27 protein-coding genes are annotated in these 15154 nt (G+C 52.5%); 11 read left to right on the forward strand and 16 right to left on the reverse strand.

From position 1 onward, the window contains the following. Positions 1-19 precede the first annotated feature (19 nt). Together CAGGBEG34_RS11815 and CAGGBEG34_RS11820 are read left to right on the forward strand one after the other, a co-directional pair. Positions 20-661: a hypothetical protein gene (locus CAGGBEG34_RS11815; protein ID WP_238985017.1), complete on the forward strand. Its 642-nt coding sequence runs from the start codon at positions 20-22 to the stop codon at positions 659-661. Beyond that, entirely contained in the window at positions 643-1131 is a 489-nt protein-coding gene (locus tag CAGGBEG34_RS11820) for a tyrosine-type recombinase/integrase (RefSeq protein ID WP_238985018.1), read from the forward strand. The genes CAGGBEG34_RS11815 and CAGGBEG34_RS11820 overlap by 19 nt, the downstream gene beginning before the upstream one ends. A gap of 221 nt (positions 1132-1352) precedes the next feature. Here CAGGBEG34_RS11820 and CAGGBEG34_RS07165 read toward each other — a convergent pair whose 3' ends face one another. The 3 genes from CAGGBEG34_RS07165 to CAGGBEG34_RS07175 form a co-directional block, all read right to left on the reverse strand. Then, complete coding sequence (locus CAGGBEG34_RS07165; RefSeq protein ID WP_006683074.1) at positions 1353-2426, reverse strand: site-specific integrase; 1074 nt, start codon at positions 2424-2426, stop codon at positions 1353-1355. Beyond that, entirely contained in the window at positions 2416-2697 is a 282-nt protein-coding gene (locus tag CAGGBEG34_RS09725; protein WP_006683075.1) for a DUF4224 domain-containing protein, read from the reverse strand. The genes CAGGBEG34_RS07165 and CAGGBEG34_RS09725 overlap by 11 nt, the downstream gene beginning before the upstream one ends. Before the next feature lie 123 nt (positions 2698-2820). Next, on the reverse strand, positions 2821-4149 hold the full coding sequence (locus tag CAGGBEG34_RS07175) for a dicarboxylate/amino acid:cation symporter (protein WP_006683076.1): 1329 nt from the start codon (positions 4147-4149) through the stop codon (positions 2821-2823). A 60-nt stretch (positions 4150-4209) separates the two neighbouring features. On the opposite strand from CAGGBEG34_RS07175, the gene CAGGBEG34_RS07180 reads away from it, so the two are divergent. Next, positions 4210-4638 carry a coiled-coil domain-containing protein gene (locus tag CAGGBEG34_RS07180; RefSeq protein ID WP_006683077.1) on the forward strand — a complete coding sequence of 143 codons (429 nt, stop codon included), beginning with the start codon at positions 4210-4212 and terminating at the stop codon, positions 4636-4638. A 208-nt stretch (positions 4639-4846) separates the two neighbouring features. On the opposite strand, the gene CAGGBEG34_RS09730 is transcribed toward CAGGBEG34_RS07180, so the two are convergent. The 11 genes from CAGGBEG34_RS09730 to CAGGBEG34_RS07235 form a co-directional block, all read right to left on the reverse strand. Continuing rightward, entirely contained in the window at positions 4847-5371 is a 525-nt protein-coding gene (locus CAGGBEG34_RS09730) for a Rha family transcriptional regulator (RefSeq protein ID WP_050009358.1), read from the reverse strand. Continuing rightward, the gene (locus CAGGBEG34_RS07195) at positions 5368-5793 is read right to left on the reverse strand and encodes a hypothetical protein (protein WP_042688322.1); all 426 of its coding nucleotides are present in this window, start codon (positions 5791-5793) and stop codon (positions 5368-5370) included. The genes CAGGBEG34_RS09730 and CAGGBEG34_RS07195 overlap by 4 nt, the downstream gene beginning before the upstream one ends. Further along, a complete protein-coding gene (locus tag CAGGBEG34_RS11970) occupies positions 5790-5924 on the reverse strand; it encodes a hypothetical protein (RefSeq protein WP_275226171.1) in 135 nt (44 codons plus the stop codon). Before CAGGBEG34_RS11970 ends, CAGGBEG34_RS07195 begins: the two co-directional genes overlap by 4 nt. Positions 5925-5959: 35 nt before the next feature. Next, entirely contained in the window at positions 5960-6268 is a 309-nt protein-coding gene (locus tag CAGGBEG34_RS07200; protein ID WP_042688336.1) for a hypothetical protein, read from the reverse strand. Positions 6269-6324: 56 nt separating this feature from the next. Continuing rightward, complete coding sequence (locus CAGGBEG34_RS07205) at positions 6325-6882, reverse strand: LbetaH domain-containing protein (protein WP_050009359.1); 558 nt, start codon at positions 6880-6882, stop codon at positions 6325-6327. A 57-nt stretch (positions 6883-6939) separates the two neighbouring features. Then, positions 6940-7581, reverse strand: a complete 642-nt coding sequence (locus CAGGBEG34_RS07210) for an LbetaH domain-containing protein (RefSeq protein WP_050009360.1) — start codon at positions 7579-7581, stop codon at positions 6940-6942. Then, the gene (locus CAGGBEG34_RS07215) at positions 7578-7826 is read right to left on the reverse strand and encodes a DUF551 domain-containing protein (protein ID WP_006683079.1); all 249 of its coding nucleotides are present in this window, start codon (positions 7824-7826) and stop codon (positions 7578-7580) included. The genes CAGGBEG34_RS07210 and CAGGBEG34_RS07215 overlap by 4 nt, the downstream gene beginning before the upstream one ends. Positions 7827-8052: 226 nt before the next feature. Beyond that, positions 8053-8256: a hypothetical protein gene (locus CAGGBEG34_RS07220; protein ID WP_158641830.1), complete on the reverse strand. Its 204-nt coding sequence runs from the start codon at positions 8254-8256 to the stop codon at positions 8053-8055. Between the two features lie 38 nt (positions 8257-8294). Then, complete coding sequence (locus tag CAGGBEG34_RS07225) at positions 8295-8522, reverse strand: hypothetical protein (RefSeq protein WP_042688325.1); 228 nt, start codon at positions 8520-8522, stop codon at positions 8295-8297. Next, a complete protein-coding gene (locus CAGGBEG34_RS07230; RefSeq protein ID WP_042688326.1) occupies positions 8515-8841 on the reverse strand; it encodes a hypothetical protein in 327 nt (108 codons plus the stop codon). Before CAGGBEG34_RS07230 ends, CAGGBEG34_RS07225 begins: the two co-directional genes overlap by 8 nt. An 871-nt stretch (positions 8842-9712) precedes the next feature. Continuing rightward, entirely contained in the window at positions 9713-10429 is a 717-nt protein-coding gene (locus CAGGBEG34_RS07235; RefSeq protein WP_006683080.1) for a LexA family transcriptional regulator, read from the reverse strand. A gap of 99 nt (positions 10430-10528) precedes the next feature. Between CAGGBEG34_RS07235 and CAGGBEG34_RS07240 the strand changes: the two genes are divergently transcribed. Beyond that, a complete protein-coding gene (locus CAGGBEG34_RS07240) occupies positions 10529-10801 on the forward strand; it encodes a YdaS family helix-turn-helix protein (protein WP_042688327.1) in 273 nt (90 codons plus the stop codon). A 7-nt stretch (positions 10802-10808) separates the two neighbouring features. Here CAGGBEG34_RS07240 and CAGGBEG34_RS07245 read toward each other — a convergent pair whose 3' ends face one another. Beyond that, the gene (locus CAGGBEG34_RS07245; protein WP_042688328.1) at positions 10809-11042 is read right to left on the reverse strand and encodes a hypothetical protein; all 234 of its coding nucleotides are present in this window, start codon (positions 11040-11042) and stop codon (positions 10809-10811) included. Positions 11043-11452: 410 nt separating this feature from the next. Between CAGGBEG34_RS07245 and CAGGBEG34_RS07255 the strand changes: the two genes are divergently transcribed. From CAGGBEG34_RS07255 to CAGGBEG34_RS07280, 7 genes are all read left to right on the forward strand, one after another. After that, complete coding sequence (locus tag CAGGBEG34_RS07255) at positions 11453-11797, forward strand: hypothetical protein (RefSeq protein ID WP_042688330.1); 345 nt, start codon at positions 11453-11455, stop codon at positions 11795-11797. Positions 11798-11960: 163 nt separating this feature from the next. Further along, the gene (locus CAGGBEG34_RS11120) at positions 11961-12119 is read left to right on the forward strand and encodes a hypothetical protein (RefSeq protein ID WP_158641832.1); all 159 of its coding nucleotides are present in this window, start codon (positions 11961-11963) and stop codon (positions 12117-12119) included. Positions 12120-12161: 42 nt separating this feature from the next. After that, positions 12162-12383, forward strand: a complete 222-nt coding sequence (locus tag CAGGBEG34_RS07260; RefSeq protein WP_158641833.1) for a hypothetical protein — start codon at positions 12162-12164, stop codon at positions 12381-12383. Continuing rightward, positions 12380-13207, forward strand: coding sequence for a hypothetical protein (locus tag CAGGBEG34_RS07265; protein ID WP_006683081.1), 828 nt, complete (start codon positions 12380-12382; stop codon positions 13205-13207). Before CAGGBEG34_RS07260 ends, CAGGBEG34_RS07265 begins: the two co-directional genes overlap by 4 nt. Further along, positions 13194-13970: an ATP-binding protein gene (locus CAGGBEG34_RS07270; protein WP_006683082.1), complete on the forward strand. Its 777-nt coding sequence runs from the start codon at positions 13194-13196 to the stop codon at positions 13968-13970. Before CAGGBEG34_RS07265 ends, CAGGBEG34_RS07270 begins: the two co-directional genes overlap by 14 nt. A gap of 37 nt (positions 13971-14007) precedes the next feature. After that, the gene (locus CAGGBEG34_RS07275) at positions 14008-14403 is read left to right on the forward strand and encodes a hypothetical protein (RefSeq protein ID WP_042688332.1); all 396 of its coding nucleotides are present in this window, start codon (positions 14008-14010) and stop codon (positions 14401-14403) included. After that, the gene (locus CAGGBEG34_RS07280) at positions 14400-14726 is read left to right on the forward strand and encodes a hypothetical protein (RefSeq protein ID WP_006683083.1); all 327 of its coding nucleotides are present in this window, start codon (positions 14400-14402) and stop codon (positions 14724-14726) included. Before CAGGBEG34_RS07275 ends, CAGGBEG34_RS07280 begins: the two co-directional genes overlap by 4 nt. Before the next feature lie 30 nt (positions 14727-14756). Here CAGGBEG34_RS07280 and CAGGBEG34_RS11975 read toward each other — a convergent pair whose 3' ends face one another. Then, positions 14757-14888, reverse strand: coding sequence for a hypothetical protein (locus tag CAGGBEG34_RS11975; RefSeq protein ID WP_275226172.1), 132 nt, complete (start codon positions 14886-14888; stop codon positions 14757-14759). Positions 14889-15154 lie beyond the last annotated feature (266 nt).

The following is a 15154-nucleotide window of genomic DNA, read 5'->3' on the forward strand; positions in this document are numbered from 1 at the left end:
GTCTTGAAGACTGCTTAACATGGGGCGCAAGCCAAGCCGAAATAAAAATTTGCCGCAAGGTATGCGTGCACGGCATAGAACATCCGGCACCTATTACTATCTGGATACAAGCGGCACGCCGCGACGTGAAATTGCGCTCGGTTCAGACTATGCTTTAGCGGTTAAAAAATGGGCGGAACTCACGGTAAATGCTCAGCCGCGCCATACTGAATTGATTACATTTCGTTATGCTGCGGAGCGTTATCAGCGAGAGATATTGCCACAGAAAGCGCTTAGAACACAACAAGATAACCTTAAAGAACTCGCAAAATTATATGAATTCTTTGATACGCCTCCTGCCCCGCTGAACAAGATCGAACCGATTCATATCCGTCAGTACTTAGACTGGCGTGTGCAAGACACACTCAAGCGATTACGTAAAGATGGAAAAAATGTCATGGGTACGGAAGGCAGGGTGCGGGCAAATCGCGAGAAAGCCCTGTTTTCTCATATCTGGACTTTGCACGTGAGCGGGGCCTCACTTCAAAGCCTAATCCCTGTACAGGCGTACGCGGCTACAAAGAGACTGGACGAGATACCTATATTGATGACAAGACCTATCAGGCAGTCTTTGCAGTTGCTGATATTCCAACGCGACAGGCAATGGAACTCGCTTATTTAACAGGTCAGCGCCCCGCCGATGTACTTAAGCTCATGCAAACGGATATTCAGGACGGATACATTTGCCTGGTACAAAACAAAACGAACAAACGGTTGCGGATTGCGGTTGAAGGTCAATTCGCTCAACTGATTAAACAACTTGTCAAAAAATCTCCATCCTTTGGAAAGGTGCAATCTTTAGCCCTGATTCGCAATGAAAAAGGCGAAGCACTTACAGCGCTCGCATTACGTGCTCGCTTTGACAAGGCACGTGAAAAAGCAGCCGCAATCGCACGGGCGCAAGACCAACATAGTTTAGCTACTTCAATTTCCACATTTCAATTTCGGGATTTGCGAGCCAAAGCAGGTACTGACAAGGAAGAACAAGCAGGCATGGCAGCGGCTAAAGACCAGCTCGGACATGTGGATGAAAAAATGACTTACCGGTATGTCCGGCATAGAAAAGGTAAGCGAGTAACACCAACCAAATAAAGCAAATTGCGGAACAGGCGCAGAATTGCGGAACAAAATAATCTGTCAAATCCCTCTGAAACCCTTATCAATACTAGTGGGTCGTGTAGGGATCGAACCTACGACCAACGGATTAAAAGTCCTCTGGCCAAAATAGCGCAATGCCTTACAGAATCTAGCGGAGCGAATAAATATTGTCTAATATTTTAATCCATTCTGCACCCTTGAAACCCGCTTGTATTCTAGCTTGCACCATTTTTATTAGACGCCATTTCGACTTGATTGGGTGTGATAGTCGCATGCCAACGCCGCTTGACATAAATCTCGGTTGTCGTCACAGATTCATGACCACAGAGCGCCTGGATGCGCTCCAGCGGTACTCCTGCTTGCCACATATCAGTCGCTCCTTTGCTTTTCAGATCATAAAAGCCAAACGGCGATATTCCCGCTTTAACAAGATAGCGCTGTAACATCGATGTCAGGCCAGAATAGACATATGGCCGCCCATCCCGCCGATGAACGAAAGGGGCATGCAGTGTTGTCACAACCTCAGAATCAATGTCTGAAAATGCGAGCTGTAAAATAGCGTCGATTTCGGGCGTCATTTCAATGTCCACAATAGCGCCCGTTTTTCTTTGAGTGTTGCGAAGAACATGCCGTGTGATACTTCCTTCGCACTTGGTCACAATATTCGCCCGCGTCCATCGGATAATGTCTTCAGGGCGTTGCAGCGTTCGATAAATCAAGTCCATTAATATCTGCACAGGCTTGACTGCAAGTGCATAGACTGCCGCAAATTCCTCATGCGCAACATATCGTTCACGCTTGGCCTCCCGATTGCGGCGCACCCCGCTACAGGGATTTGTTTTAACGCCCGCCTCGCCGCATCGAATGAGCCAGGTAAAACAGCTGGATAAGCATGCTTTTTCTCGATTCGCACGCACTGGACGATTTAGAGCCACGCCCATATCGAGATACTGTGCAATATGTTTAGGCTCAATGCTGGCCGGTACCATCTTGCCGAAGAAATCCTTCAGCGGTTCAATGTTACCTTTGTAGTCTTCATAAGTCCGTGGAGCCATCTCCCCATGCTTTACACGCGCTTCACAGTGCACGACAAAAGCATCCAGATAATGCGCCATCGCGCCAAAGGTTGAATGCGGGTCATTGTAAAGATTCGCCTTACGTTTGACTTCGGCTAAATCCGTACCCAGACGTTCCCAATGGCCCGCTCGATGCACATAATAAAATGCGCCGTGTTTAGCATACACACGCTCAGGCAGGCCAAGTTCATTCGTTTTTCTTTTACGCCCCATGCACATGACTCGTGTTCTTGCCGAACCGTTTCAGAAGCGCGGAGCGGTCGGGCTGGAGATGTACGCCTGATGAGTGAGCGCGATGATTCGACTCTGTATGGATCATCATGGCTTCAAAATGCGCGCGTGAGATCAACGGCATGCCGTTCGGTTTAATCCGAGTGACAAACCCTTGATCTTTAAACCAACGCGCAATGGCCGCTGGTTGACGTAGCGGTTTTACGATCTCGCGCAATTCAGCATCCGTTAAAAAAGGTAAGTTCGTTTGCATGACTTTTTTCTTTTCAGTGAACCTGCGCGCGCAGCACTCACGCGACGGTCAGCGTGATGACCCCGCCGATTCTTGTTGCGATCTGCACATTGCCGCTGTGTGCTCAATTTCCTTCCTGAACCCTTACGCTGCTTTCAGCGGGTGAGCAGCCATTTCACATAATCGAGTCGGAATCGAATCAGTATCCGGCGCTGCCGGTTGTATGGTTTTGTCCAACATCTGTTTCATCTGGCTGCGATCCAGCTGCTTCTCCCAGGCTGAGATGACGATGGCGGCGACGCCGTTTCCGATGAAATTGGTGAGCGCCCTCCCATCGCTCATAAAACGGTCGATACCGAGCAGTAAGACCATGCCGGAGAGGGGTACGGTTGGCACGACGGCGAGCGTCGCCGCCAGCGTTACGAATCCCGCGCCGGAGACGCCGCTGGCGCCTTTGGACGTGAGCATCGCCACGGCTAATAGGACAAGTTGTTGGGTGAGCGTCAATTCCGTATGGGTCGCCTGTGCAATGAAGAGCACGGCCATCGTCATGTAGAGGTTGGTACCGTCGAGATTGCATGAATAACCGGCTGGCACGACTAAACCGACAACCGAACGCGAACAGCCCAGGCGTTCCAGTTTGTTCATCAAAGCCGGCAGCGCTGCTTCAGATGAGCTTGTGCCAAATACAATCAGCAATTCATCCTTGATATACGCGATAAAGCGAAACAGATTAAAGCCCGCGAGATGTGCGACCACGCCGAGTACGACAGCGATGAACAGTAATGACGTTAAGTAAAACACGCCGATCAATTTGAGTTGCGGCAGAAGGGAGGCTAGACCATAGCGACCGATCGAAAAGGCGATGGCGCCAAATGCCCCGATCGGCGCGACTTTTGTAATGATGCGCACGATGCCAAATAGGATGTGGGAAAGCGCTTCAATCCATGTCAATACTGGCGCGGCCCGCTTGCCCACCAAGGCAAAGGCGCTCCCAAATAACACCGCAATCAGCAGGATTTGCAGCATATCGCCGCGTGTGAATGCGCTGAGCAGCGTATCGGGAATCATATGCAGTAAAAACCCGGAGGCCGTTTGGCCCTGCGCTTGCTGTGCATAGGATGTTACGGCGTTTGCATCCAGCGTCGCCAGATCGACATGAAAGCCCGCGCCTGGCTTAAACAGATGCGCAGCGCCCAGTCCGATCAGCAATGCAAATGTTGAGATTGACTCGAAGTACAACAACGCTTTTCCACTGACGCGCCCGACCTGTCTCATATTCTGCATGCCCGCAATCCCAGAGACGACGGTACAAAACACCACCGGCCCGATGATCATTTTGATCAGCTTGATAAAGGCATCTCCCAACGGTTTCATCTGGACGGCAAACTCCGGTGCAATCGTGCCAAGTACAATGCCAATGACGATTGCGAAAAGCACCTGCATGTATAAGGTTTTGGCCAGTTTTTTCATGACTTTTCTCAAAAAGAAGTCAATCGTTGCCGTGATAGAATTCGGGGCAAGGAGAAATTTATGGGATTACCCGCGTTCGACACGCTGCAAATATTTGAAGACCTTGAAAAAGCTGGCTTTGACGAGCCGAAAGCCAAAGCAATATCTGCTGTCGTGCGCAAAGTGCATGACTCTTCAGATGTAGCGACCAAGGCTGATTTGCAGCATCTGGAAGAACGTGTAGATACCAAGCTAGACAAGCTCGGCGCGGAGCTACGCCATGAAATCGGCGCTTTGCGCAAAGATAATGAATTACTGCGCAAAGACATGGACGCCAAGCATGAGTCTCTGCGCAAGGATATGGACGCCAAGTTTGCGGGCGTAGATGCCAAATTTGCGGGTGTAGATGCCAGACTAGACAAGCTGACCATGCAACTGACTTTCCGCTTGGGCGGAGTCATGGTGGCAACCTTGACCGTTCTGAGCCTGTTGCCAAAAATTTTCCATTGATTCACGCCGCAACCTCCCCGACGCGTTTTTAAATACGGGATATTCCCGTATTTGCGGACGAACGCAGCGAGATAGCTTTGTGTTGCGGGAAGGCGCACCCAATCATTCGGATTTCTGCTGAACTTTGCGGCCGCTTCGGTGGCGTTGAACCATCCATCGTCGGTGAAATGGAGCGCATGGCCCTCGTACTGCATCGGAACGATCTTGCTCATGACGCGCTCCCTATGCAGCTTCGGCGTAGAAACGCGACTGGATATATGCCAACCTGGAATTGCGCCTTGGGTTTAAGTACCGTGATTTCCTGTTTCTGAGCCGCGACGTGCTGACGGATGCCTTTCCATGTTTCAGCGTGCTTTTCGACGGTCTGTTGGCGCAATTGCATGAAGGCATCCACCAGCCGAACCTGTCCAGTACGCGAATTCTTGCCCCCGATAAATGGCATGGCGATAAGCGCGCCCCGCTCGGTGAGCTCCATTGCGCGGCGCTGCTTGCCTTGAGTATCTAGATATTTAGCGGGCTTGAAATCAAGCCGGCTAATTGAACTATCTGCGATCAGGCTATCCAGGGTGGCAAGTACATTTTTGTGTAGCCGTTTAAACTCGCGGGCGATGGCCAGAGAATCAGTAACGGGCATACCTCGATGCAAGCGCACCAGCGGCGCAAGGGCCGTTGCGGAGTCCGGCGCTAGGCGGCTTTTTTGTGGTGTGGTGCTAAAAAAGACTTGAGAATTCATACACGTATTTCCCCGCAGGAATCGTTTGCGGCGCGCCGTCTTGAGAATTTGACTTTGATATAAATGAGCAGCGTGGTTGCGTGTTGAGTCATAGCGTCCGCGGCTTTGCGTAGCCGTTCATAGTTCCAAAGCAACTCCTGTTCTGTAAGCTCTGCGAGCGGTTTGTAATTTGAAATGCCCTGTATCTTGACGGGATAGCGATCTTGTAAGCAGTGGGTTGTTTTTTCTGCCAGTAATTGCCGCGCCATCTGCTTGTAATGCTCATAACAGGCATAGCTGATATGCGGTTCTTCTAATTCGCCGCTGTACAAGTCATAAACTTTTAGGGCAACCAGGCCAGGCGAAATGTAGTAGCTGCCTCTGGCTTCCAGTTCTTGAATTACACGCTGCATGTTCTGGTGGATATCTTTGTGTAAGCTCATTTCAAATTACCCTTCGTTTCTTTCACCTCATCGACGCGGTGGCATTCGGCAATGGCTTTGCACATCGCTTCGTACCGGACGAGTGCGGGTGGTTGCGTTTTTGCTGGCATGGCGTTTTGGTTCCCGCTCATGCTTCGCTCCGCTGCGGAAGTTCTAGCAATCGATTTCATACGTTCGCCCGCGATATTCGCGAGTTGCCGCATCTGCGCGCGTTGCCGGATACCCGCGCGTTGTCATATACCCGTGCGTTGCCGAATACCCATGCGTTTCCGGATACCCGTGCATCGCCGAATACCCGCGCGTTGTCATATACCCATGCCTCACCCTCATGGCTCAAGTTTTCCTCTTTCTCGATGTAGCCGCCCAAGTCGCCTTTCTTCATGCCTCTAAAATCCCTCAGCGCCCGAATGCGGTAGAGCGTTCTGCCGTCGTACTCGATGCAGTCCTCTTTCAGTAATTCGCATTTCTTGCTCACGCTTCTCTCCGCTGCGGAAGTTCTGGCAATCGATTTCATACGTTCGCCCGCGATATTCACGAGTTGCTGTCTATGCGCGCATCGCCGGATACCCGCGCGTTGTCGAATACCCGTACATTGCCGAATACCCGTGCGTTGTCGGATACCCATGCCTCGCCGGATATCTGTGCGTTGTCATATACCCGTGCGTTGCCGAATACCCATGCGTTGTCATATACCCGTGCATTGCCGTACACCCATGCCTTGCCGTATACCCATGCCTTGCCGGATACTCGTGCGTTGCCGGATACCTGTGTGCTGCCGTACACCCATGCGTTTCCGGATACCCGTGCATCGCCGAATACCCGTGCGTTGTCATATACCCATGCGTCGCCGTATACCTGTGTGCTGCTGAATACCCGTGCATTGCCGAATACCAGTGCATCGTCGAATACCCGTGCATCGTCGAATACCCATGCCTCTCCCTCGTGGCTCAGGTTCTCCTCTTTCTCGATGTAGCCGCCTAATTGTCCTGTCCCGACATATTCAAAATCCCTCAGCGCCCGAATGCGGTAGAGCGTTCTGCCGTCGTGCTCGATGCAGTCCTCTTTCAGTAATTCGTATTTCTTGCTCATGTTTCGCTCCGTTTTGGCAGTTCCGGCAATAGGTTTCATGCGACCACCCGCACGTCCTTACCCATTTATTCGTGCGTTGCCGTCGATGCGCGCATCACCGGATACCCGTGCGTTGTCGAATACCCGTACATTGCCGAATACCCGTGCGTTGTCGGATACCCATGCCTCGCCGAATACCCGTGCGTTGCCGGATACCCATGCCTCGCCGAATACCCGCGCGTTGCCGGATACCCATGCCTTGCCGTATACCCGTGCGTTACCGAATACCCCTGCATCGTCGGATACCTGTGCATTGCCGGATACCTGTGCATCGTCGAATACCCACGCGTTGTCGGATATCTGTGCATTGCCGGATACCTGTGCATTGCCGGATATCCCTGCATTGCCGAGTACCCATGCGGTGCCGAATACCCGCGCGTTGCTGAGTACCCGTGCGTTGCCGGATACCCGTGCATCGCCGGATACCCATGCGTTGCCGGATACCCATGCGTTGCCGGATATCTGTGTGTTGTCGCGCACCTGTGCGTTGCCGGATACCCATGCCTCTCCCTCGTGGCTCAGGTTCTCCTCTTTCTCGATGTAGCCGCCTAATTGCCCTGTCTCGACATATTCAAAATCCCCCAGTGCCCGAATGCGGTAGAGCGTTTTGCCGTCGTACTCGATGCAGTCCTCTTTCAGTAATTCGTATTTCTTGCTCACGCTTCGCTCCGTTTTGGCAGTTCGGGTAAGAGCATCCAGTGGGTGATGTTGTATTCGCCTTCATCGTCGAAATTGCTTGAGTCATTGAGCTCGCCATTACTGACGGCCCATATCCAGTCTTCCGCATTTCCTCTACGCAACGCAGCGCAGAGCCAGTGGTCCCGTCCCCCATATCTCTTTGCGACAGCCAGCACGGGCCTTCCCATAGGGGGCAGCTCTTTTGAAACGTCTATCCACTGATTCATCCATTACTCCGTTCTCGTTCATGTGCTTGGGTGAGCGCAGAGGGGCAGGAACATTACGTTCCCTAGAGTTTGAGATTTCTTTCTTGCCTCTGCGCTCGCCCAAACACACGCTGATGCTTGGGAAAAAGACCCGTATCGTGGGCCAGACGGTTCTATTCGCTTGCGTTGTCAGAACCTGGAGAAACTGATTTCGCAAGTGTGGCGGCTTCCCGATACAGAGGTTGAATTACGATGCCGCCACGTTGCCGGTCGTGCGAAAGACCGCACCGGCGCGCGTAACATTGCTGAGTGCATGGCAAATCACGTCGGCAATCTGTTTCCTGCATTCTTCGTCTGTGGCTTCACGCATCGCTCTGGCCAGCGACGCCAGGTAGCGGCTGGCCTGCTCAAGACGTTGGGCGGATTCACGGGTCGTTTCGGTGTGAGTCATGATTTTTCCCCAGTGGTTCAATAAAAATGTCATCGGATTCATTTGGCAATCTTGGCAACCGAGCGAAACACTTTTCCCGCCTCTTCTACCCTTTCGATCAAGCGCAGGAGGTCTTTCGCCAGTAAAGGCCGGTTACGGTTACTCGCGCCTGACTTCCGATAGGAGTAGGCTTGCGCCGACAGGGAAGCGCCGATGTCTTCAATCCGGCGAATGGCCTGATCGACTTCTGGGGAAAGCGCCTGCTTCGTGTCTTGGGGTTCAGTCATGGTTCACTCCTTTTATCTCTTGTGTCTTGAGCGTTGTGTGTTGTTCCGAATGAGCCTGTTCGGCTCGTTGTTCCGCTTGAGCGAGCGCCATATGAAAACCGCGGTCGGCTTTGAGTAAGTGTTCAATGGCTTGATCAATCTGCCTGCTCGCCCTGTATCCGTTAGATGGATCGATTTTTTCCGCTGCCCGGTATTGCTCTCCTAACTCGGTCAGTCGGCCAATCAGATCGGTGACGTCAAACGCTGGTATGGGGGAAAGCTGTTCCATAAATTCATCGATATCGGTCATCCATTGCTCCTTGTGTGTTGTGCTTCCCATCGAAAGTTTCGGCGGAATTCAGTGTTGGCACGCATCACAGACTTAATCGCCCTGTTCAGATCGGCTTTGATGACAGCTTGATGTGTTTCCCCAATCTGTGCAGCGCAGCACGTATCCCGCAGTAGCCGCAAGAGGCAGATAACTTCTGAGGATCGAAAAGCAAAGTCGAGGCATGTAGTCATCTCATCCTCCATTCACGCTCGGCGTCTTCTCTTTCCAGCACTTCACGGGCTTCAGCGTCTATCTCCAGTTCCCGTGTGTGCCCGGTCATATTCTTTCTGTGGGCGATAGTCGATGTCGGACTGGATGGCTCTCTGGACAAGAATGAACACCTTTTCCGCCATCACGTTACAGATGTGCTACAGATATCGTCAAAGTCGAGCGCATCTCACAATTCCTGTTCGATCTCGCCCAATATCTCGCCCTCTTCAGGACGGGTCGGATTCCAATCAGGGTAGGCCGACGCGAGGCGGGTAAAGGCTGTTGGGGTCATCTCTGGCTCCAAAGCAGTTGCATTTGAAGACAGGCCGCCTTCGGGCAACTTTTTGTTATCTGGTGTGGGAAGATCGCTGTGCGCGAGGGCAGCGAGAGCGGCGATGTAGGAGGGGGGAAGGTGCTCATCGCTTTTCCTTATAGAAGATGACGATGAGCAAGATATTAGGACTAGCTAATTCACGTGTCAATAGCTTATCCTAATTTTTTATATGTCTCTCCTAATGCGCTCGGTAAGACGTAGAAAAAATGCCAAGACGGGTTCGGAATAGATGTTAGCCTTTGGAGCCTATCGGTAGAGCTTGCTTGATCAATTTACCGATATGCGACAAAAGTGCGATAGCGATGTGAGAATGTACCGTTAGTAATAAACTTATTATCATAGTTTGTTATCGTTCCATACTGCACGACCTATAATCATGGTGCGAGCATCCGGCGGTAGCACTTTGTCTGGATAAGCAATCTTATCAGGGTTATCGCTTCGCACAATCCACGTTTGAGCACCCATAACAGGATGATAGTCTAAAACTAGTCGCTTCAACACCAGTTCCCCATCTGGCATGCAGATCGCATACACCTTACCTTCTTTGGGCTCAGTGTCAGCGGTGTTTAACAACACAATGCAACCATCCTGTATCGTTGGCAACATGCTTCCGCCAGCCGCATAAATAACCCGTGCTGCCCTTTCGGGAACACCGAGATTACGCAGGGTAGGGCGCTTAAATGCAATGCCACCTTTGACCACTACATGGTCCACGAACTTCCCGTCTCCGCAAGCAGCAACAATATCCAATTGCGGAACAAGAGTAAATTTATCTTCTGTCGGTGTGCCGACACCCTCACGCGCATCTTGCAAGACAAAAGATGCTGCCTTAGTTCGAAGCTGTGTATGCATCAGTCCGTCACCCGTTGCAAGCCACACCTCTGAAACATTTAGCACTCTGGCGGCGGCCAATAGATTCTCACCACGCAGGAATTTCGATTTCCCGCTCAACCAACCATTAACGCTCGATGGTTTAACTCTACAGGCACGTGCAAGCTCGGCTTGGCTCATGCCAGCTTCTTTTATTGCGATTCGTAGTCGTTCAGAGAGCATTAGGCAATCCTAACATCCTAAAAAATAGGAGAAGCTATTGACAGCGTGGTTAGCTAGTCCTAATATTCCCAGGAGTTGCCTACCATCAGCAGCATTGCCATGAATCCAAACGAACTCATAGATGCGCTCGGCGGTACTACTGCCGTCGCCCGATTGCTTGGTATCAAAGCGCCATCCGTTCACGCATGGCGCACTGGTGGAATCCCTAATGACAAGCTCATACGGCTTGCGCCAGTGGCTGAGCAGCGTGGTATCTCTTGCCGCCGCGACCTGCGCCCCGACGATTGGCACCTGATCTGGCCGGAGCTTGCGGATGCGTCTTCTATCCCGCCTGCCCCCTTGATCTCAAAATCTGAACGGGAAGCAGCGTGAAGATGGCTTACTGCATCTGCCCGACATCGTGCGATATCAATGCCATACGAATTCGCTCCACGCCATCTGCCGTGTCTTTTGCACCTTTTTCAAGCACAGAAATGGAGAGGGCGTTGAGCTGCGTTGCAATTTCATTCAACACACTTTGTTCTTTGGGATGATGCTTGATACAGGAATTGACTGCATATGTCAGCGCAATAACGTGACCCAGGAGAAATTCAGATGAAAGTGTTTTGGACATGGTTGGTCTCCTTTTTCAAAAAAAGTAATGGGGTACTGCGTCATGAACTCAGTTCTGATGATTGGATAGACATCTGGCCGGAGCTTGTTGATACATCTTCTCCGCCCTCCACGCCGGGGACGTGAGGCGGCGTGAGGGAGCGGGTGAAATGAAGCGGCTGGTATTTATGTAAGGGGCAAGAGGCTGTGCGCCTGGCAACGCTATAACCAGAAGGAATTTGGATGAAAGTGATGAGGGTGGGATTGGTCTGCTGTGCGGTTGGCATGCTGATTGGGCTGCGGCGGCGCGCGGCGGCGCGCGCGCCGGTAGGGGGCATGAGATGAGCGATTGGGAGGAGATCAGTGATCAACGGGCGGCGGAGCTTCGCGCCATTTCGAGACATTGCCAGAGGTCGCCGCAAATGCATCCCTATGCGCGCGATGGCGACACAGACGGCGATGCTCAAATGGCTCAAGATCCACTCAGCATCTCGTCCAGAAGCGCCTTCACAAGCCGAACAGATTGAGCGGCCTAAGAGCGATGACGTTCACTCAACAAGCATGGAATTGGAAATGACCTATCTGAAAGACCCCCCAACACCGACCGAAAACGGGCAAAGTCCGATTTCCGCAGACACGTCCGCCAACATTGGAATGATCTTGGGGCGCATTTTGAATCGACTGTCCAGGATCGAAACAGAACTGACTCAATACGCCCCAGACCTGTATCTCCTGAATCGCACCGCGAAGGGGCGCATCTGCCGCTGTACTGCCTAAAAATGTTTGCTGACTGCCGCTTTAAGGGTTCCAGCGAACTCTTTTTGTGTGCCGCCACGGATTTACATGAGTTCTGGATTCCATCGCAGGCGCACGCGATACAACCCTTACACGCATAGGGACAATGCAATGACCCAACCATCGAATTTCAAGAAAGTGATGCATGAATCCACCCATCTCTCATCGTCCGTGCCATCTGTGCGGGCAACTGGAACACGCTCAACAGATGAAGGTGAACCTCCAAAACGGCGCGCTGCTGTGCCAATACTGTGTATGGGAGCACTTTGAGCCGTGGCGCGATGAATCCGAAGAGGCTGATTAAATTGGCCCTACAACCTCCGAGCCGTTCGGCAGATATACCCCTATGGCCTCAACTTCTGCCTTGGAATGCGATGGCGCGGCATATCACGATGCCGAGAAAGATACTCAGCGCGATACTGAGCTTAAGGCGATGGGCTGGACAGTCTACCGCGCACCAGGCTGGATACGCGATGGATATCGTGAAAAGTACAGGACGAAAACGATAGATGGCTGGGTTAAGACCATCAAGATTCAACACTTCGCTCGTGAGTCCACAGACCGATGAAACGTCCCTCTTTCCAGTTTTATCCAGCGGATTGGCAAGCGAACAGCAATTTGCGCCGCTGTACGCATGCCGAAAAAGGCGTCTGGATCAGCGTGATGTGCTTGATGCATGACTCGGAGGAGTACGGCATTCTGCGCTGGACGCTCAAAGAAATCGCGCAAGCGGTTGGCTGTCCAGCCTCTACGCTTAAGGCGCTGCGTGTCAAGGGCGTTCTTAAAGGTGCAGATCGAAGTGAGACGTGCGAGCCATTCATTTATACCCCGCGTTCAGGTCGCAAGGAAGGCCCTCCAGTGACTTTGGTGTCTGCACAATGCGGCCCAATTTGGTATTCGTCACGCATGATTAGAGACGAGTATGTCCGTCAACATCGTGGAAACTCGGCACGTTTTGGTGAAGATCAGGATGAATTATCTTCACCCAAGCCCCCCTTAGGTGACGGCTCTTCATCTTCTACTTCATCTTCATATTCCGTTCCTAACGGAACGGACGCTACCGCGTCATCGCGCGTGCGCGCGAGGGAAGCGGGCAAGTGGTCAAAGGGCGAGCTTTGGAAAGCGGGTAAGTCGCTGCTGAGCGAAGCGGGGATGCCGCAAGTGCAATGCGGCAGCTTTGTCGGCAAGCTGTGCAAGGACTACGGTGAAGGCGTGACGCTGGAAGCCGTTCGCACAGCGGTCGTTGAGCGTCCAGCCGACCCAGCCGCGTTTCTGAAGGCCGTCTGCCAGCGCTTGGCTGGAGAACGAGGTACGGGGCCGCCCAAACGCCGGCAGAACAGTTTTGAGACGATCAACTACCGTGAAGGGATTGCCGCAGATGGAAGTTTTTAAACCGAATCTACAGACACGTATCCGCATGTGCGCCGTGCATGGTGAGTACGAAGAGCGGGGCATCGAGCTGAAGCTCGCAGGTCAGCGGGTCATCTGGATGGGATGCGCCGCCTGCAATGCCGCGCGACGCGCAGAGGAACAGGCGCGACAAGCCGCCCAGGAAGAGAGGGCGCGTCAACACCGAATGGAGCGCAGTTTGCAGATGGCGGGGATTCCGCTGCGGTTTCGCACACGGCAGTTTGAACACTACCTCGCCGATACGCCGGATAAGCAGCATGCGTTGAAGGTCGCGCAAGATTTCGCCAGGCAATTCAGCGTGCACGCGAAGCGCGGTACGTTTGTCGTGTTTTCAGGCCGTCCAGGCACGGGCAAAAGTCACCTGGCCCTTGCGATTGCGCAGCATGTCATGCGCAACGGAACGGCGCTGTACATTAATACGATGGATTTGATTCGCCGAGTGCGCGATACCTGGCGGCGAGATTCAGAGTATTCCGAGACTCAAACGCTTATGCTGTTCAGCACGCTCGATCTGCTTGTGCTGGATGAGGTCGGCGCGCAATACGGCACCGATGGCGAGCAGGTCATTTTGTTCGATGTGCTCAACCGGCGCTATCGGGATATGCGTCCAACTATTTTACTCACCAATCTAGGTAAAGCAGGCATGAAGGCATTTCTGGGCGCACGCAGTTTTGACCGTTTGCGCGAAGGCGGCATTTGGGTGCCCTTTGATTGGGAGAGTTATCGTGGAAAAGAAGCCGCATAAACACGGCTCATTCAAAATATTGAGAGACCCAAACATCATGCAAACCACTGATTTCAAAAGACTGGACACATGGAGCGCGCTCGAAGGCAAAGCAATCCGCTGTGTGCTCGAACGTCCCTGTGGCGTAGATGGGCGGGAGCTGGATGCCATCCTGATTCTGGATGACGGCCAGTGGTGCGGCCTCAAAGCGGAAGTGGACGGTCTCGATGACGCCTATATTTCTTTCGGCTCGCTCATGGCAGGATATTTGGATATCAGCGCCTATTTGGACGCAAGCAAATTGCTGGATATCGGATGGATCGACTCCACTCAGGCAGCACTGATCGCAGAACAGCAGAAAATACGCAAGCTGGCGATTAGGCAGGAAAAGATCGAGCTGCTACGCCAACGACTCGCAGCGCTGGAAGCGGAGTCAGGCATGAGAGGATCATGAGCCGAAGCCGCCGAAAAACCCTGATCTTCGGTCACGCGATCTGCCGCAGTGAGCGCAAGGACAAGCAGTTGTGGCATCGGCGCTGGCGCGCTGGCGAGCGCACGCTGCTCGCCAGCGCTTCTCCGGAAGCCTTGAGCGCCCATCTTCCCTTGTCAGAAAGCCAGGTCAGCGATGTATATTGGATGGGCAAGGATGGCCGCTCCTACTGGCCCATCGCTCGGCAAGTTGCAATGGCTAAGCGCATCGCCCGCCACCAAGGTCGCAGCCCGCAAGAGCGCGCCGCCCTGAAAAAGCGTTTGCTGCGTAAATGGATGGGCAAATGAGCATATCCAAATCGGAGCGCTGGCCAGCGCTTAGGTGCAGATCGCCGAAGAAGCGGCATTCTTAAACGCAATCTGATTTATACGGGCGTCACTCACGGCAAGCGCCTCGTCGTGCTGGTCGGACAGAAGCGTGCATTGGCCATTGCCGTTAAAGGGCAACATAGTGAACGGCGATGTTCAAAATTGAGCGAGTAGTTATAGGAAATCATCGGGTTCTAGATGTTTAGCCCGTTTAAATAACCCGACTGAGAACACATCCTAGGAAGGAACGGTATAGAATTGATAAGAGAAAATTTATATTAGAGATAGTTTTCTGCTGTTTCTGCGCCAGACGTTTTTACGTTAAATTAGCCTACCTCTGATGACTGACTACAATGTCACACGACCTATCCGTATTTTGCCAGATCTGCTCATCAGCCAGATTGCAG

This window comes from Candidatus Glomeribacter gigasporarum BEG34 (genome assembly GCF_000227585.1).
In the GTDB taxonomy this organism is placed as follows: Bacteria; Pseudomonadota; Gammaproteobacteria; order Burkholderiales; family Burkholderiaceae; genus Glomeribacter; species Glomeribacter gigasporarum_B.

What these genes read in the sequence shown, in the direction of transcription:
- CAGGBEG34_RS07260 (WP_158641833.1), top strand. Translation starts at nt 12,162, where the DNA reads ATGGCCTCAACTTCTGCCTTGGAATGCGATGGCGCGGCATATCACGAT.
- CAGGBEG34_RS07245 (WP_042688328.1), bottom strand. Translation starts at nt 11,042, where the DNA reads ATGTCCAAAACACTTTCATCTGAATTTCTCCTGGGTCACGTTATTGCG.
- CAGGBEG34_RS07270 (WP_006683082.1), top strand. Translation starts at nt 13,194, where the DNA reads ATGGAAGTTTTTAAACCGAATCTACAGACACGTATCCGCATGTGCGCC.
- CAGGBEG34_RS07175 (WP_006683076.1), bottom strand. Translation starts at nt 4,149, where the DNA reads ATGAAAAAACTGGCCAAAACCTTATACATGCAGGTGCTTTTCGCAATC.
- CAGGBEG34_RS07220 (WP_158641830.1), bottom strand. Translation starts at nt 8,256, where the DNA reads ATGACTCACACCGAAACGACCCGTGAATCCGCCCAACGTCTTGAGCAG.
- CAGGBEG34_RS11820 (WP_238985018.1), top strand. Translation starts at nt 643, where the DNA reads ATGGAACTCGCTTATTTAACAGGTCAGCGCCCCGCCGATGTACTTAAG.
- CAGGBEG34_RS07280 (WP_006683083.1), top strand. Translation starts at nt 14,400, where the DNA reads ATGAGCCGAAGCCGCCGAAAAACCCTGATCTTCGGTCACGCGATCTGC.
- CAGGBEG34_RS07235 (WP_006683080.1), bottom strand. Translation starts at nt 10,429, where the DNA reads ATGCTCTCTGAACGACTACGAATCGCAATAAAAGAAGCTGGCATGAGC.
- CAGGBEG34_RS07180 (WP_006683077.1), top strand. Translation starts at nt 4,210, where the DNA reads ATGGGATTACCCGCGTTCGACACGCTGCAAATATTTGAAGACCTTGAA.
- CAGGBEG34_RS07240 (WP_042688327.1), top strand. Translation starts at nt 10,529, where the DNA reads ATGAATCCAAACGAACTCATAGATGCGCTCGGCGGTACTACTGCCGTC.
- CAGGBEG34_RS11975 (WP_275226172.1), bottom strand. Translation starts at nt 14,888, where the DNA reads ATGTTGCCCTTTAACGGCAATGGCCAATGCACGCTTCTGTCCGACCAG.
- CAGGBEG34_RS07255 (WP_042688330.1), top strand. Translation starts at nt 11,453, where the DNA reads ATGCGCGCGATGGCGACACAGACGGCGATGCTCAAATGGCTCAAGATC.
- CAGGBEG34_RS07195 (WP_042688322.1), bottom strand. Translation starts at nt 5,793, where the DNA reads ATGAGCTTACACAAAGATATCCACCAGAACATGCAGCGTGTAATTCAA.
- CAGGBEG34_RS11120 (WP_158641832.1), top strand. Translation starts at nt 11,961, where the DNA reads ATGAATCCACCCATCTCTCATCGTCCGTGCCATCTGTGCGGGCAACTG.
- CAGGBEG34_RS07205 (WP_050009359.1), bottom strand. Translation starts at nt 6,882, where the DNA reads ATGAGCAAGAAATACGAATTACTGAAAGAGGACTGCATCGAGCACGAC.
- CAGGBEG34_RS11970 (WP_275226171.1), bottom strand. Translation starts at nt 5,924, where the DNA reads ATGAGCGGGAACCAAAACGCCATGCCAGCAAAAACGCAACCACCCGCA.
- CAGGBEG34_RS11815 (WP_238985017.1), top strand. Translation starts at nt 20, where the DNA reads ATGGGGCGCAAGCCAAGCCGAAATAAAAATTTGCCGCAAGGTATGCGT.
- CAGGBEG34_RS09725 (WP_006683075.1), bottom strand. Translation starts at nt 2,697, where the DNA reads ATGCAAACGAACTTACCTTTTTTAACGGATGCTGAATTGCGCGAGATC.
- CAGGBEG34_RS07165 (WP_006683074.1), bottom strand. Translation starts at nt 2,426, where the DNA reads ATGGGGCGTAAAAGAAAAACGAATGAACTTGGCCTGCCTGAGCGTGTG.
- CAGGBEG34_RS07215 (WP_006683079.1), bottom strand. Translation starts at nt 7,826, where the DNA reads ATGAATCAGTGGATAGACGTTTCAAAAGAGCTGCCCCCTATGGGAAGG.
- CAGGBEG34_RS07275 (WP_042688332.1), top strand. Translation starts at nt 14,008, where the DNA reads ATGCAAACCACTGATTTCAAAAGACTGGACACATGGAGCGCGCTCGAA.
- CAGGBEG34_RS07265 (WP_006683081.1), top strand. Translation starts at nt 12,380, where the DNA reads ATGAAACGTCCCTCTTTCCAGTTTTATCCAGCGGATTGGCAAGCGAAC.
- CAGGBEG34_RS07225 (WP_042688325.1), bottom strand. Translation starts at nt 8,522, where the DNA reads ATGACTGAACCCCAAGACACGAAGCAGGCGCTTTCCCCAGAAGTCGAT.
- CAGGBEG34_RS09730 (WP_050009358.1), bottom strand. Translation starts at nt 5,371, where the DNA reads ATGAATTCTCAAGTCTTTTTTAGCACCACACCACAAAAAAGCCGCCTA.
- CAGGBEG34_RS07230 (WP_042688326.1), bottom strand. Translation starts at nt 8,841, where the DNA reads ATGGGAAGCACAACACACAAGGAGCAATGGATGACCGATATCGATGAA.